We start from the raw sequence: 16717 nt of genomic DNA, 5'->3' as shown, positions 1-16717 counted from the left end.
TTTTTCACTAATTATCTTTACTTTTGTTTCCTTTTTCGATTGCTTCCCATAATCCATTTAGATAAACAGCACCTAATGCTCGATCATATAAGCCGTATCCTGGTCTTCCTGTCTCATTCCAGATCATTCTTCCATGATCAGGACGGATGTATCCGTTAAATCCGTTGTCATACATTGTTTTTAGTATGCGGTACATGTCTAATGAACCGTATTCGGATTTATGTGGTGCCTCATAGAAATCTCGATTAGCTAAAAATTTAATATTTCGAACATGTGCAAATGGGATTCGATCTCTTTGACAAAATTCTGCTAAAATCCCATATACATCATTTTCTGGATCTTCTGCAATACTCCCTGTACAAAGAGTGATTCCGTTATAAGGGCTGTCTACTATGCGACACAACCAATCTAAATCTTCTCGATTCTTTACGATTCGAGCTAATCCAAAAATCGAGTATGGCGGATCATCTGGATGTACAGCCATTTTGACCCCTACCTCTTCACATGTTGGGATGATTGATTGGAGAAAATAGGCAAAATTTTCTCGAAGTTTTTCTTCGTCTACTGATGCATAGGCTTCAAGCAAGGATTTGATAGGAGCTAAGCGCTCAGGTTCCCATCCCGGCAATTCAAATTCATTGCTGGAATGTTCGATGCGCGCGACGATTTCTCTTGGATCATCTGGAATATCATCAGATATAAAAGCTAACGTGGATGAGCCGTCTTCTAAGCGGTAGTCAAGGTCAGATTTCACCCAGTCAAATACAGGCATAAAATTATAGCAGATGACTTCTATTCCATATTCTGCCAAGTTTCGGATTGTCTGCTTATAGTTTTCGATATACTGCTCACGGGAAGGTAATCCAATTTTAATGGCATCATGCACATTGACGCTTTCAATTACTTTTAGTGTTAACCCACGAGACTCAATTTCTTCTTTTAGTTCTTTGATCCTCTCCCTAGGCCATACCTCTCCTACTGGTATATCCATCAATGTGCCTACAATCCCTTTGACCGCAGGAATCTGTCTGATTTCATCTAAGGTAATCTTTTCTTCCTGTGATCCGTACCATCTAAAAGTCATTTCCATGATAAATTTCCTCCATGTTCTTGTAAGTAATCCTGTAATGTTTTTCGTACGGCATTTGGTCCTGCTACCATCTTGATGAACATTTCTTCTATTTTTCTGCCAAGCTCTGCTTGGTAAAGATCTACACCAAAAATTTCTTTATTTGACAAAATAGGAGCCATTTTCTCATGAATATGTGATGTATCTTGCGTACCCAGTTGAATATCGGAAAGCTTATGCTGAAGGTCTGTCAATAGTGGGTCTGGACTCGGGATGAATGGTTTTCCTTGATCATCAATGCCAATAAGGTATCGAAGCCAAGCAGCGAGAGTCAATGGTATGAATACAAGTGTCTGCGGGTCTTTAACTTCTATTTCCATATATTTTTTAATCGTCTCACCATAACGAATCGCCACCTTTTGAGAGGTATCCGTGGCGATTCGCTGAGGCATATCAGGAATATTTGGATTAGAAAAGCGCACAGTAATTACTTCTTCCAGAAAGATCTTTGGATCAATGATACCTGGAGACTCCACAACTGGGAGGCCTTCATTGTACCCGATTTCAGAAACTAGCAGCGATAAATCTGGATCTTTCATCTCCTCAGCTATGCTCCTATACCCCAGTAAACAACCCATAATAGCTAAAGACGTATGCAAAGGATTAAGGCAAGTCGTCACCTTCATCGTATCTGCTTTATCTACCGTTGCACGATCAGTCAAGAATACCCCAGCTTTTTCGAATTTCGGACGTCCATTGGGAAAATGATCTTCCATGATTAAATAATGGATGTCCTCTGTATTGACAAATGGAGCAATATTATTTCCTTTTGCGGTTTGGAAAATCGACATATTTGAAAAGCCTTCTTTTGCCAACATTTTGCTAACTGACAAGGAAGGATTCGGGGTGATACGATCAATCATCGTCCATGGAAACGCAACAATTTCTTCATTCGATAAGTATTGGATAAATGTATTTTGTACATAACCTTCCTTTTGCCATTCTTTTGCGATCGTTAGCAAAGAAGTACGTAATTGACTACCGTTTTGTGAAAAATTATCTGTAGAGACAAGTGCAATCGGCCAAGCTCCAGATAGAAAACGTTTATAAAGTAGCACAGCAAGAATACTCATTGTATGTGATGGCTTCTTTGGACCATTTTTTATATCGACTGCAATCGGTCCTATATATTTATTATTTGTATCTTTCAATCGATAACCTTTTTCAGTAATAGCAAAAGTAACTAATTGTAAACTAGGATTTTCAAAGTGTCGAATCATCTTATCAAAGTGTTCAGAACAATCTGGATGACAATACAGACTGTCAGCTGTCGCAGCTAATATACGTTTGACGAACTCTCCACTGCTTGGCATGACCACTTCAAGAATCAAATCATCAAAATCTTGGTAAGCCCTTTCAATTATTTCTTCATCGAATGTTTCACAAACAATGACACCAGTGGACAATTCGCCTAGATCCGCTAAACGTTGAGCGATTTCTGCATGAAATCCTCGATAAAGATTTCCGCCACCGAAATGGATCCAGACAGGATTTTTTTGTCTATTTTCTCTTAATGATGCACGGTCAAAATGAGGTATTTCTACTTCTTTTTGAGATAATTCAGGAATAAAGTTCCTCCAGTTGTTTAAATCAATCATTTTTACCCTCCTAAACTAACATATTAGTTTTTGTATTCAAGTGAATTTTATGCAATAAAAATCGCTATTTCAACCAAAATTTTACTATTTATACAAATTTCCTGGTTAATGTGACATATCAGATTATTTTTCAGACCTCTTCTGTTATACTACGTTCATAGAAATGATTTTGGAGGTATAAAAATGAAAAGCAGCTTGCAATCTCAAGCTTATCAAGCGATTCGTAAACAAATTATCTATGCTGACTTAGAACCTGGAAGGAAAATATCTGAAAAGGCACTGGAGGAACATCTTGCTATCGGCCGGACTCCCATTCGCGAAGCATTGATTCAACTACGTCAGCAAGAACTCGTGTATACGATACCTCAAAGTGGTACGTATGTTTCAAAAATTAATCTTGTTTCTGCAGAAAATGCTCGCTTTGTCCGAGAACAGTTGGAAGAACAAATCATGATTGAATGTTGTTCCAAATTGGACACACAAACACGAATAGTGCTAGAAACGATTTTAGAAGAACAAGAAAAAGCAGTCAAAATAAATGACGAACGCGCTTTTTTCCGTGCAGATAATTTATTTCATGAAGCTTGTTTCGAAATTGCAGGAAGAAAAGAAGTTTGGAACTGGTTAGATGACCATAATACCCATTTAGAACGTTTCCGCTGGTTACGAGTGACCATTCAGGGGCTTCCATGGGAAATGATCATGGAACAACATTATGATTTACTCAAGGCTTTAGTTGATAAAAAACCAGAAGAAGCTCGATTTCAAACGGGATTGCACTTACACATGATGCTGAAAGAACAGGAAACTGTTACTCAACGTTATCCCGAGTATTTCCAGCAGTAGCATTTTCTTGCGACCTCTTCTATTTTTATAATTAACCTTCGTTTTTGAGTAATCTTTATTAAATAACAAAATATCCATTGACTTTGCAACTCCAGCTAAATTACAATAATTATAAATAAATAATTATTATTGGAGGTTTTACTATGTCATTGATTGGGAAAAAAATCGAAGAATTTAATGCACATGCTTATCATCAAGGAGAATTTTTAGAAGTCAGTGAAAAAGATCTTATGGGGAACTGGAGTATTCTTTGCTTCTATCCAGCTGATTTTACTTTTGTTTGTCCTACTGAATTAGAAGACTTACAAGAACAATACAGTACATTGAAATCTTTAGGTGTTTAAGTCTTTTCTTGCTCTACCGATACCCACTTTACTCACAAAGCATGGCATGATACATCAGATGCTATCGGTAAAATCGAATACGTGATGATCGGTGATCCGTCTCATCAGATTTCTCGTATTTTTGATGTTTTGGATGAAGAGCAAGGATTAGCTCAGCGAGGAACATTTATTATTGATCCAGACGGAATCGTTCAAGCTATGGAAATCAATGCAGATGGAATCGGTCGTGACGCTAGTGCACTGATTGATAAGATTCGCGCTGCTCAATATGTACGTACCCACCCAGGTGAAGTTTGTCCGGCAAAATGGAAAGAAAGTGGCGAAACATTGAAACCAAGTTTTGATCTTGTTGGAAAGATTTAGGTGGTGGATATGTTAGACAAAGAAACTAAACAAAATCTCGAACAATATTTAGCACTGATTGAATCTCCTATTGTTTTTTCTGTTAGTTTGGATACTAGTGAAAAGAGTCAAAAACTAGCTGAATTTACGAAGGAAATAGCAGAAATGTCTCCTAAAATCTCTTGAGAAAAAAGAGATTCGATGCGAACACCTAGTTTTTCTATCAATCCAGTTGGCAAAGAAAATGGAATCGTTTTCTCTGGTATCCCCCTCGGTCATGAATTTTCCTCTTTTTTACTGGCTATGTTACAAATTAGTGGACGGGCACCGAAAATCAGTGAATCTTTGAGTCTTAAAATCAAAAAAATAACACAAACATTGCATTTTGACAGTTATGTTAGCTTGACTTGTCATAATTGCCCCGACGTTGTACAGGCATTGAATATATTAGCTGTATTAAATCCAAATATTACTCATACGATGATTGAAGGCGGGATGTTCCAAAAAGAAATCGATGATAAAAAAATCATGGCAGTGCCAACTGTGTTTTTAAATGGAGAAGAATTTAGTAGCGGACGCATGACGATCGAACAAATTGTTGAAAAAATCACTGGCCCTTTGATTGAAGAAGAGTTGTTTGAAAAAGAACCTTATGATGTATTAGTGATTGGCGGTGGACCAGCAGCTAGTAGTGCAGCTATCTATGCAGCACGTAAAGGAATCCGTACAGGACTTGTCGCTGATTCTTTCGGCGGACAAATCGTTGAAACACTCGGGATTGAAAATATGATTGGTCCCCCTTACACAGAAGGTCCAAAATTGATGCAGCAAGTAGAAAGTCATGTGCGTAGTTACCCTATCGACATTATGATGAATCAACAGGCCGTTTCCTTAAATAAAGAGCAACATTTTATTAATATTGGCTTAGCTAACGGTATATCACTTAAAGCAAAAACCGCAATCATCGCGACAGGTGCGCACTGGCGTTCTATCAATGTACCAGGCGAAAAAGAGTTTAAAAATAAAGGAATTGCTTATTGCCCACACTGTGACGGCCCTTTATTTAAAGGAAAAGAGATTGCTGTAATCGATGGTGGTAATTCTGGTGTTGAAGCAGCGATTGATCTAGCTGGGTTAGCAAAACATGTTTATGTTCTAGAATTCTTACCCGAATTAAAAGCAGATCAAGTTTTACAGGATAAACTAGTTTCTCTTGCGAATGTCACTGTTATCAAAAATGCAGCGACGAAAGAAATCAGCGGGTCGAATCAGGTCGAATCTCTCTCCTATATCGATCAACATACGAAAGAGTTGCATACTCTAGCTGTTTCAGGTGTATTCATTTTAGTCGGTTTACTTCCTAACACGGATTGGCTAGATGGAACAATCGAAATGAACCCAAGAAATGAAATAGTGACTGAGAAAAATGGCGCGACGAATATCCCCGGTGTTTTCGCAGCTGGTGATTGTACAGATAGTCCATACAAACAAATCATTGTTTCAATGGGTTCAGGAGCTACTGCAGCTTTAGGAGCCTTCGATTATTTGATGCGCACTTGAGCGATGAAGATTATACAAAAGACAGATAGAGGTTGTAAGCCTGCCGTTTCGCTCCGAGTCACAAGGAACAATTTAATAAACAGTTTCTCATGTTTGTTGAATATTGTGACTTGTGACCGAGGAGTTGACAGGACAACACCGTTTACTCGGAAAAAAGGATTGTGACAAGAATTTTGTCACAATCCTTTTTGTTTTTTTGAATAATCGCTTTTTCTTCTCTTTTTCTTATATACTATAAGTAGTAAATAATTTGAAAAAAAGAAAGGTGACTGATTATGGCACAAAATCGTATTTTTACGACAAGTTTTGCAAGCGTTTATCCTATGTATGTAGCAAAAGCGGAGAGAAAAGATCGTATAAAAGAGGAAATAGATGAAATCATTTGTTGGCTGACGGGTTATTCCCAAACAGAACTAGAATATCAACTACAAAAACAAGTGACTTTCGAACAATTTTTTGCGGAAGCCCCTGTCCCCAATCCTTCACGTTCCTAGATTACAGGTGTTGTTTGTGGTGTACGAGTAGAAGACATCGAGGATAACTTGATGAAAGAAATTCGTTATTTAGATAAAATGATCGATGAGCTAGCAAAAGGCAAAAAAATGGAAAAGATCCTCAGAAGTTGATTTTTCCAGAGATATTCTTCTCCTTCGCTCATTTTGTAACATTTAATTTGGTAAAATGACTAGTTCACGTTAAAATAAGTCAAAGGAGGTTTTCTTATATGTTTGAGACGATTAAACAAAATATTCAAAAATACGCCTTATTAAGAGCTGCTGTTTATATTATTTCTGGGATTGCGATCGTAATTGCTCCATCGGCAGTTTTTCATTTTATCGGTTATCTGATCACTGCCTATCTTGTTTTACTTGGATTGTTGAATCTTTTTGAGGCTTACCGTTTTAAAAGAAAAACAGGTTCTTGGAGTATCGGTCTGTTCAGTGGTCTTTTTTTCCTGATCTTAGCGCTGATCGTCTATGCTTTTGCACCTGCAATCGTTTCTATCCTGCCGATTCTTCTTGGATTAGCTGTTATCATCAACAGCTTGTTCCAGTTGTTCTTCAGCATGAATACAAAAGCTAAAAGTTGGAGTGTTTATAGTATTCTGTTGTTGATTGGCGGATTCGTCTTATTGTTCAATCCATTCAAAAGTTTGATGCTTCTATTCCAAATATTCGGCTTTATTTTGATTTTCATGGGCATCCAGGAGATTATCAATTTCATCAGAATAAGAAAAATGACTATACGTTAATCATTTTTAGTTATTAAAATAGACCGTATAAAAACCAACAATCCAAAAAAAGGCTCTATACTTTTTGATGTTGGTGGATGACACCAGCATCTTTTTTATTTTCCAAAACATATAGAAAAGACACCTTGAAATCCTTTAGAATTAATTTGGCGAACCAACCCAAAAGGAGGAATCAAGATGTCTTACACTCACCTTATCAAAGAAACATTAGATATTCTAGACTTATCAGTTACTTTTAACGAAAATTGTCTCACAAAAGAAAAATACAAAGGGCAAATCTGTCATATTTATCGTGGAAACTTGATTTATACAGCCCAAGAATGCATCCACTGTAAACACCAGATTGCTTCAGATATTGTGCGTTGGGGTACAACAACCGTCCGGTTGTTAATGAACGATGTTTCTGAATACCGTACCTACCTCGAATTGAAAAAGCAACGCTTCAAATGCAAAGCTTGTCAGCGGACCTTTGTCGCAGATACTTCTGTTGCGAAAAACATTGTTTCATCAGTGAGAAAGTCCGCTGGTCTGTCGTGACTCGTCTGAAAAAAAATACCTCAATGACAGAGATCGCCGCTCAGAAAAATCTATCGGTCTCTTCTGTTTACCGTATTATGAAGCGATTTTATCGTCCGTTGAATCCTTTTCGGACACCGTTACCTAAGGTACTTTGTTTTGATGAATTCAAATCAGTTCGGGGTGTTTCAGGTGCTATGAGTTTCATCATGATGGATGGACAAACACAGCGCTTATTGGACATTGTCGAGAACCGACAACTGCCTTTTTTAAAACGTTATTTTAGTCATTTTTCACGAGAAATTCGTGAAGCGGTCGAATGGATCGTGATTGATATGTACGCTCCTTATGTATCGCTCGTTAAAAAGCTGTTTCCAAAAGCACAGCTGATTATTGACCGGTTTCACATCGTCCAACATATTGGTCGTACCTTTCGCAATCATCGAATCAAAGAAACGAACCAACTATTAAAAAGCAAAGAACAAAAACACTATCAATTAGGTAAGCAATTAAAAAGATACTGGAAACTTCTTCAAAAAGATGAACGCAAGCTTGATTATACTCGACGCCTTTGGCGACCTGGCTTCAAAGCTCATTTAACAGAGACCGATATTGTGGATCGCTTACTGAAAGGGAGCCCTGCTTTGCGTGTAGGCTATCAGTTATATCAAGACTTTCTTTACGCTGTAAAGGAACGAGACTACGTATCGTTTGAAGAACTACTTACCAATAATATCATGCTTCCCGAAGGCTATCAGACGACCTTGAGAACGTTCCAGAAATTTCTGCCACAAATCAAAAATGCTTTACAACAAAGTTATTCAAATGGCCCACTTGAATGTCTGAACAACCATATCAAAGTGTTAAAACGAAATGCATATGGCTTTCGTAGCTTTTATAATTTCAAATTGCGCATCATGATTCGTCATGGCAACGCATTGATTTTCAACTAAAAAAGATCAAGAGGAACTGATCCACTTGATCTCCAATTATTCTAAGATTTCTCTTTACCAACATCATTTGACAAAGAGCCCAAAAAAATCTTTTGGATTGTTGGTTTTTTTGTGAGTATATTTTCCTATTTTTTCAATAATGTATGTTATGCTAAGTTCAGGCTATATTTTATACAAACGCGAATTGTAAAATTAAGTTAGAAAAATAAAAAGGCATTTATGGTACACTCAAATTGTATTTCCGACGAAAGAAAACAAAGGAGTGTAACCATAAATGACCTACAAACATCTTACCATAGACGAACTGACAATGATAGAATCATATTATCTTCAACATAATAAGCCGGTTGAAATCGCTAACCGAATGGGACGTGCTATACAAACTATTTATAATGTAGTCAATAAGTTCAAGCAAGGCAAGACTGCTCTTGATTATTGGCACCAGTATAAAGAAAATAAGAAAAAATGTGGGAGAAAAGTCATTCAATTACCTGCTCATGAAGTAGATTACATTAAAGAGAAAGTCACTCTTGGTTGGACGCCTGACGTCATTATCGGGCGAAAAGAAAGGCCTGTTTCATGCGGTATGAGAACACTTTATCGTTTATTTTCTAAAGGAATATTTGATATTGACACACTACCGATGAAAGGTAAAAGAAAACCCAATGGCCATCAGGAAAAACGGGGAAAACAACAGTATCAGCGCTCAATCCATGATCGACCTGATAATTATCCTGATTTCAATTCTGAGTTTGGTCACCTTGAAGGTGATACGATCGTTGGCATTCATCATAAAAGTGCCGTCATTACTTTAGTTGAAAGGTTATCTAAAGTCATTATCACGATTAAACCCAACGGCCGTAAGGCATTAGATATTGAAACTGCCCTTAATCAATGGTTTTCTCGCTTCCCTAAAAACTTCTTTAAATCTATTACGTTTGACTGTGGAAAAGAATTTTCTAACTGGAAAGCCATTAGTAACCAACATGATATTGATATATATTTTGCGGACCCTGGAACACCTTCTCAACGCCCATTAAACGAGAATTCTAACGGGATTCTGCGTCGTAATGGACTGCCGAAATCAATGGATTTTAGAGAAGTGAATCAGACATTTATTTCCAGTGTCAGCAATCAACGTAATCATATTCCAAGAAAATCATTGAATTACAGAACACCAATCGAAATATTTTTGAGCTATGTACAAGAAGCATTTTATTCTAGCTTAATTTGACAAATCATAAAAGGAATGATGAGAATGGAATTTATTGGTATTTTATGCCTGATATTGATTTCAACAACGATTGGCTCACATATCTCGCGGAGATTAGGTATCCCAGCAGTGATTGGACAATTACTTGTTGGTGTTTTGCTAGGCCAAGCTGGATTGAATTGGGTCAAACCTGATATTCTAGTCCATGACTTTTCGGAGATTGGTGTGATCTTATTAATGTTTTTAGCTGGTCTGGAAAGTGATTTATCTCTTTTGAAAAAATATTTCCGACCTGGTATGTTCGTTGCTTTGCTTGGGATCATCTTCCCGGTTGTTTTTGGCTGGTTGACAGGCGAAGCATTCCAAGTTTCGGGAAATGAAGCGATTTTCTTTGGGATTATTCTTGCGGCAACTTCTGTCAGTATTTCAGTAGAAGTATTAAAAGAACTAAACGTAGTGAATACAAAAGAAGGATCAACAATTTTGGGTGCTTCTGTGGTAGATGACATTTTAGTCGTTTTAGTTCTAAGTTTCAGCCTATCTTTTCTAACGGGGGAAGCTTCTAGCAATGCTTCTTTACCGCTTGTTTTGATTGAACAGCTAATTTATTTTGTTTTTATTTTCTTATTAGTCAAATGGATTGCGCCTTTCCTACTTTCATTTGCAGAAAAAGTGTACGCAAATTCTTCTATTATCATCGTATCGCTAGTTATTTGTTTAGGAATGTCTTACGTAGCGGATCTTGTTGGGCTTAGCTCTGTCATTGGTGCTTTTTTTGCAGGGATAGCTGTCAGTCAGACAAAGGTTAAAGAAGAAGTATACCACAATGTAGAGGCTTTAGGATATGCAGTATTTATACCAGTATTTTTTGTCAGTGTAGGATTAGAAGTTGATTTTTCTGACTTTAGTGAACAACTACTCTTTATTTCTATATTGACGCTTGTAGCGATTTTGACCAAATTGCTTGGAGGGTATTTTGGTGCTCAGATTGCCGGTTTTTCTCAACATAGTTCATTGATGGTCGGTGCTGGTATGATCTCTCGTGGAGAAATGGCTTTGATCATTTTACAAATTGGACAGCAAAGTCAATTGATCGAACCACAGTACTATTCACCTTTAGTTATCGTGATTTTATTAAGTACACTTATTTCTCCACTTGTTCTAAAATATTTTACAAAAAAAGTTTATGAAGTGTGAGTAAATCAAAAAGAAGTTGTGAAAGAGACATCGTGAAAACCGTTTATTTGAAAAAAGGACTGTGACGATAACGCCACAGTCCTTTTACTGTACTTAAAAAGCAATTTTTTATTGATAATTTTGGTTGAGGTATTGCAATAGTTCCGGTGCTCGTTTGGTTGCTGAATCATCATCTTCTTTATTTTCCAACATGCTGACCATCATATAACCTTGGTTATCAGGATTGAAAGCAAACAAGAAACTGTTCTCTTTCCCTTTTTCATCCTGTTTTTCTTTGATTTCCGCTGTACCAGTTTTCGCTGCCAACGGAATCCCTAAAGCAGAAAGAGAATGTGCTGTACCATTTACATCTTGCACAACTTCTCTCAGATCTGGCACGATCGTTTGTACTGCTGTTTCGCCGATGACATTCTTCTTATCTTTTGTCTCTTTATCTGCAATCAATTTAGGATAGACAAGTGTGCCATTGTTGGCAAAAACAGAATACATTGCTGCTTGCTGGATAGGATTAATTAGAAGTTCGCCCTGTCCATATCCAGTATCAGCTAGCAAGATATCTGAGTTAAAGCTATCTTCATTAGAAATTTGTGCTGGATTCATACTAATTGGCAAATCAAGGTCTTCACCAAAAATGAATTTATCTAAGCCTATACGAAATTTTTTCTCACCCATTTTCAACGTTTCTTGTGCCATATATATATTATCGGAATAGATCAAAGCAGTTTTTAAGTCTACTTGTGATACATCACTGACACGCGTTACTTGATAAGATCCCCAAGAACTGTCTTTTTGCCATTTAAGCCCGTTGATCGTCAACACTTCATTTGGATCGATAGTGCCGTTGTCAAGACCGATTGCTGCTGTAATCATTTTAAACGTAGATCCAGGAGCATAACCTGTCGCAAATCGGCTGATGAATGGCTGTTCAGGATTTTCTTCATAAGATTTGTAATCTTCTTGTGAGATCCCGTTTGTCATTTTGTTTGGATCATAGCTTGGAGAGCTAGCAAGCGCAAGAAGATCACCGGTTTTTGGCGTTGTCGCAACAGTTGATCCAGCTTTTCCTCCTAGACTGTCAAAAGCTGTTTTTTGTGCCTTCGCATCGATTGTCAATTTGATATCTTTGCCATTTTGAACTTCATGTTCGATCAGAACTTTTTTCTCTACACCGTCTGCATCTGTAATGCTTAATTTCCCACCTGTTGTCCCACGAAGATCCTTATCAAAAGCCATCTCCAAACCTGAGCGACCGATTTTTCCATTACTGCTTAATTCTGGATTCTTATCAATATCTTCTGCTGTGATATCTCCCACGTAACCAATCAGCTGAGCAGCTGCTTCACCCAAAGGATAATATCTGCCGTCTACTTCTTGAATGGTAGCTCCAGCTGGAAGTTCTGGCGTTGCTCCATCAATGATTTTCAATGGGACAAAGTAATCGGGTTGTACCCAGCTTTGTGAAATTGCCTGATTGATAGCATCTTCTGTTAAGTCGAAGGAGGAAGCAATCGCTTTGATATTGGCTGTTTTTTCGTCTCCATCTCCAAGTTTACTTGGAACGACTCCTAATTGTTTTAGTTTGCCTGTTGTTGCTAATGGTTCACCATTTCGATCTATAATATTCCCTCTTGCTGCTTCTTGTGTGGTCAGGCTTACTTTGTCATTTCCTTCCATTTCTGGAAAAACCAAGTTGGGTTGCCAGTTGATCGTGGTTTGACCATCATTTCTGTCTAATGTTCCTTTATAAGAAAGATCTTTCAATTCACCTAATGAGGTATTCATCTTTGCTTTATATGAAAAACTGTAAGTAGAATCGTCTTTTTTATCTACTTTTAGATTCGATATCTGAAGTCCTTTGACATCAGCAGCACCGTATATATTCTGGTATTTCTCTAAGATCTCTTTTTCAGATAATGCACTTTTATTTGCCGCCTTTTTTGATGCCATTTCTGCAGCTTTGTTATAATCTCCCTTGTTCAAAGCTTGGACAAATTGCTCAACTGTCTTTTCTCCAGCTTCTACTGCTTGGGTTTCTTGATAGTGCTGGTAGTAAAAATAACCGCCACCCGCAGCTGCTATTAAGATCACTGCGCCGGCAATATAAGCGCCTGTTCGATTTTTGCCGTGCTTGTCACTTCTTTTCATTTTTTCCTCCTTCTCTTGCTTGTCATTCCTTTATTTTCACTATTTATAACTGTTTATTCTAACATAATAAAAGAAGTCAGAACATAACATAGATTGTTATTTCTAACTTCTTTTATTTTCTTTACTTAATTATTCAGAAATTTTTTGATTGCTTCTTGGTTTTTGGTCAAATCTAATTCCAGAACACTTCCGGAAGGCGTATTGTCGTTGAAGTCCCAACTGCCGTCTACTGGTACGGATAATGTATCGATCTTTTTATTATTGTTTTTGAGGAAATCCATACCACAATCCAGAAGCACACTTTCTGGAAGGTTCGTTTGGATACTACCAAGTAATTTCCCAACCGCTTTGGGTAGCTTGAATATTGAAGTTACGTCTTTCAGCTGCTGAGAGATAGCTTTGATCACTTGCTGCTGCCTTCTGATCCTCCCGAAGTCTCCTTCTTTGTCTTCCCGAAATCGAGCATACTGGAGTAAAGTATTACCATCCATCACTTGCTCTCCTTTGTTTATATATACGCCATCTAAATCTAGAGATTTTTCTGCATCGATCTTGACTCCACCAGGAAACAGTTCATTAACGCAATCGATAAAATCTTGAAATGTGATACTTGCATAATAGGGAGCTTAAAATTTGAAATTTTCCTTTAATGTTTGATTTAATAAATCAACTCCCCCATAAGAGTAAGCTGCATTTATCTTATTCATTCCGTAACCTGGAATATCGACATATGAATCTCTCATGGTAGAGATCAGTTTTGCTTGTTGTGTTTTCTGGTTGTATTGTGCAACCAGAAGTGAATCCGAGCGACCGTTTTCGTCTTTCGAACGAGCATCTGAACCAATCAAAGCCACATTTAGTGTGGTAGGGACACTTTTCGGCTCTACCTTTTTCACAGTTGAACTCTGTTTTGCAGACGAAAATCCATGGATAAACTCAATCGAAAAATAGCCAACTACTAATGTAAGCAGTAACAAAATAGATAATATGATTTTTTGAGATACTTTCATTGCGAATTCCTCTTTCTAAAAGAACCTCTCGCTTGAAAAATAAAAGATTGTACTTTATGATAATTCAAACTGAGAGTTTCTCAGTTTCTCTTTATTGTTTTTCAGTTCGATAGAGCGGCAACTCTTCGGCCTGTATCTTTGAAGAAATATTCAACGTGATTCCGATTCCTAAAGAAAGGATCAGATAACTTGTTCCTCCGTAGCTAACAAATGGCAATGGCACACCAGTCATTGGCATCAGCCCCGCGATACTTCCCACGTTCATTATCGTCTGAACGAATAGCAAAGTTCCGAATCCTAAAAGAAACAATCCAGCTTGCTGATTTTTACAGCGACTGCTTAAACAAAAGATTCTCATGCATAATGAGAACAATAAGAAAAGCACACACAATGCACCGATTAGCCCAAGCTCTTCTGTAATAATCGAAAAAATAAAATCTGTTTCTGTCTCTGGAAGATACCCTTTTTTTGTGATACTATTTCCTAATCCCCGCCCAAATATGCCACCATTATATAGTGCATAAAACGAATGGGTCATTTGATAGCCCGCACCATGACTATCGATAAAAGGATCTCTTAAAGTCGCGATCCTTTCATAAGCATGATTAAACATCTGTGGAAGCCAACCTTTATTTCCTAAATATAATACCCCGCCTGCTGCTCCAATCAGCAATGCAGAAAAAGTAACGATTAGATAGATCCCTTTTTTAAATGGAACCGCCGCTGCCCAAAATATGATCCACGCAATCGAAAGGATCATCAATGCTCCAGCAATCTTTGGCTGGAATAAAATCAGAAAAGTTATACCTACTGTAATCAGGAATGGTCTTTTTAGATCTTTTGGGCTACTATTTCCGTCACGAAAAAACCAGCTTAAATAAAAAATCAAAAAAAGATTTGCCAGTTCAGAAGGCTGGAATTGAATGCCAAACAGAGAGATCCAACGTTGTGCGCCATTGACAGTGACACCGAATATCCCTATTCTTACTAATACTAAAAAGAAAATCGATAAGGCTAAACCGTATCCTGCTATTTTAGGGTGAAGTAAATAGTGTAGTTTGACTGAACGAGCTAAGAAGATCACGCTCCAACTCAAAAATATGAAAATTAGTTGACGCAATAATAGACTTTTTGTATTTTCATCGGCTTGCAATAAACGATAAGAACTGGCACTGTATACTTCTAAAAGACCGATCATGGACAAAGTCAAATAAGGACCCAAAATCCACCAATCGATCTTTTTTCTTTTTTTCACCGCATCTCCTCCTCACACAGCAATCCATTTGTCAGGTGAGGAGCGAGTTTGTCTCATCAAATAAGTCAGTCACAAAAATATAAAGAAAAGGTCAGAAACCTTTTCGAACAAGAATTCTGACCTAGCATCATCTCATCGTCCGAGTTTTAGCACTATACAACGTAAAGAAAACATTCTTAGCTATTGGAAAAAGCCTTAATCCGACAGTTTCTGTTTTACCCATTGGCGACTTTCGACGTTTCTGGGCAACAGCCTATGTTTGTATAGGAGCCTCACCTAACAAGGTTATTACTATATTCTATTTACGATTTCATGATAGACTTTTCCTAATGATTAGGCAATGGAATTTGAAATGAAATAGTGAAATTTAACAATCTTTACTATTTTTTAGAAAAAAATAACAAATAAGTTGAAAGAATCCCGTTGCAAATTCTTTCAGTTGCACCAGGATTCTTTGATAATTTTTAGTTTTATGTGTTTTTTTATGTATTTTTTCACTTTTCGGAATAAATATTTATTTGTTAAAGTAATTAAACAATCCGCTAATCGTTTGATCTGGCATTTCTATTTCCTTACCATCTAAAGTAACAGTAGTAACGACAAAATGGTCTTGCAATGGCGGAACTTCTAAGTACTGCCCTTGCAGAAAATCATTCACTGTTTCATATTCTTTTTTCATTTCTTTTGAATCTGTCGATGGTTTATAGCTTATTTTTAACATAACTAGTGTCCTTTTTATTCGAGACGTGCAATCGTGAAAATTTCTCCTATTGCTGCATAATCATTTCCTGCCAAACGGCTTACAGCATTCAATTTTCTTGGATCGATCCTTCCTGTCTTATCATCATAGACTGTTTCATTTAAATGATATTTCTGTACTTCTAGCAAAAATAAATCAGCTGTTACTTTATTTTTATTCCGTATCTCGACATGTTCATACAAGGATGTTTCAAAACGAACTTTTGCTTCTGTCAATGCTGGTACTGAAATGATTACTGAATCAGTTAAAGTCAAGTCAGTCAGGTACAGTTCGCTTTCCTCATTAGGCAGATTGGCTGCTGTTTTATTTACTTCTTCTACGTTGTCCTCATCAAGGATATGGATAACAGCTTCTCTTGTCTCAAGAATATTCTTTGCTGTGTCTTTTACTGCATCTTGTTTTCTCTGGATCGCCAAGGATAAGATGGGTGGATTCGAACTGACGATATTGAAGTAACTGAAGGGTGCGATATTCACTATATCTTTTGCTGATTTAGTCGTTACTACTGCTACTGGTCTAGGGATGACTGAACCAATCAGCAACTTGTAATTTTCACGTTCTGTCAATTCTGAAGGACTCCGTTCAAACATGGTTTCG

At 37.2% G+C, this 16717-nt stretch carries 10 protein-coding genes, 5 pseudogenes and 1 riboswitch; of the genes and pseudogenes, 8 read left to right on the top strand and 7 right to left on the bottom strand.

Going from position 1 to position 16717, the window contains the following annotated elements; translation table 11 throughout:
- Nucleotides 1-7: 7 nt before the first annotated feature.
- Both uxuA and RBL01_RS06315 read right to left on the bottom strand, forming a co-directional pair.
- Complete coding sequence (gene uxuA / locus RBL01_RS06320) at nt 8-1090, bottom strand: mannonate dehydratase (protein ID WP_002327896.1); 1083 nt, start codon at nt 1088-1090, stop codon at nt 8-10.
- Nucleotides 1081-2727, bottom strand: coding sequence for a mannitol dehydrogenase family protein (locus tag RBL01_RS06315; RefSeq protein ID WP_002324065.1), 1647 nt, complete (start codon nt 2725-2727; stop codon nt 1081-1083). The genes uxuA and RBL01_RS06315 overlap by 10 nt, the downstream gene beginning before the upstream one ends.
- A 183-nt stretch (nt 2728-2910) precedes the next feature.
- On the opposite strand from RBL01_RS06315, the gene RBL01_RS06310 reads away from it, so the two are divergent.
- The 8 genes and pseudogenes from RBL01_RS06310 (at nt 2911) to RBL01_RS06275 (ending at nt 10950) form a co-directional block, all read left to right on the top strand.
- A complete protein-coding gene (locus tag RBL01_RS06310) occupies nt 2911-3573 on the top strand; it encodes a GntR family transcriptional regulator (protein WP_002298465.1) in 663 nt (220 codons plus the stop codon).
- 143 nt (nt 3574-3716) lie between these two features.
- Nucleotides 3717-4280, top strand: a pseudogene (gene ahpC / locus RBL01_RS06305) (alkyl hydroperoxide reductase subunit C).
- A gap of 9 nt (nt 4281-4289) precedes the next feature.
- Nucleotides 4290-5819 (top strand): annotated as a pseudogene (gene ahpF / locus RBL01_RS06300) (alkyl hydroperoxide reductase subunit F).
- 275 nt (nt 5820-6094) lie between these two features.
- Nucleotides 6095-6445, top strand: a pseudogene (locus tag RBL01_RS06295) (DUF2200 domain-containing protein).
- Nucleotides 6446-6543: 98 nt separating this feature from the next.
- Nucleotides 6544-7071, top strand: coding sequence for a DUF308 domain-containing protein (locus tag RBL01_RS06290; RefSeq protein WP_002298468.1), 528 nt, complete (start codon nt 6544-6546; stop codon nt 7069-7071).
- A 177-nt stretch (nt 7072-7248) separates the two neighbouring features.
- Nucleotides 7249-8540 (top strand): annotated as a pseudogene (locus RBL01_RS06285) (ISL3-like element IS1251 family transposase).
- A 274-nt stretch (nt 8541-8814) separates the two neighbouring features.
- A complete protein-coding gene (locus RBL01_RS06280; RefSeq protein WP_002293280.1) occupies nt 8815-9774 on the top strand; it encodes an IS30-like element IS6770 family transposase in 960 nt (319 codons plus the stop codon).
- A gap of 24 nt (nt 9775-9798) precedes the next feature.
- Nucleotides 9799-10950, top strand: a complete 1152-nt coding sequence (locus RBL01_RS06275) for a cation:proton antiporter (RefSeq protein WP_002298469.1) — start codon at nt 9799-9801, stop codon at nt 10948-10950.
- A 108-nt stretch (nt 10951-11058) separates the two neighbouring features.
- Here RBL01_RS06275 and RBL01_RS06270 read toward each other — a convergent pair whose 3' ends face one another.
- From RBL01_RS06270 to RBL01_RS06250, 5 genes and pseudogenes are all read right to left on the bottom strand, one after another.
- Nucleotides 11059-13095, bottom strand: a complete 2037-nt coding sequence (locus tag RBL01_RS06270) for a penicillin-binding transpeptidase domain-containing protein (protein ID WP_002298470.1) — start codon at nt 13093-13095, stop codon at nt 11059-11061.
- Nucleotides 13096-13220: 125 nt separating this feature from the next.
- Nucleotides 13221-14105: pseudogene (locus RBL01_RS06265) on the bottom strand (LCP family protein).
- A 91-nt stretch (nt 14106-14196) separates the two neighbouring features.
- Nucleotides 14197-15360: an FtsW/RodA/SpoVE family cell cycle protein gene (locus RBL01_RS06260; RefSeq protein ID WP_038809584.1), complete on the bottom strand. Its 1164-nt coding sequence runs from the start codon at nt 15358-15360 to the stop codon at nt 14197-14199.
- A gap of 124 nt (nt 15361-15484) precedes the next feature.
- Nucleotides 15485-15651, bottom strand: a riboswitch (M-box (ykoK) riboswitch).
- Nucleotides 15652-15874: 223 nt separating this feature from the next.
- Nucleotides 15875-16081: a hypothetical protein gene (locus RBL01_RS06255; protein ID WP_002287763.1), complete on the bottom strand. Its 207-nt coding sequence runs from the start codon at nt 16079-16081 to the stop codon at nt 15875-15877.
- A 14-nt stretch (nt 16082-16095) separates the two neighbouring features.
- A complete protein-coding gene (locus tag RBL01_RS06250; protein WP_038809934.1) occupies nt 16096-16710 on the bottom strand; it encodes a flavin reductase family protein in 615 nt (204 codons plus the stop codon).
- Between the last annotated feature and the right edge of the window lie 7 nt (nt 16711-16717).

The sequence above is a fragment of the Enterococcus sp. SB12 genome (assembly GCF_030910025.2).
GTDB classification, from domain to species: Bacteria; Bacillota; Bacilli; order Lactobacillales; family Enterococcaceae; genus Enterococcus_B; species Enterococcus_B faecium.
This window is presented reverse-complemented; position numbering and strand designations above follow the sequence as displayed.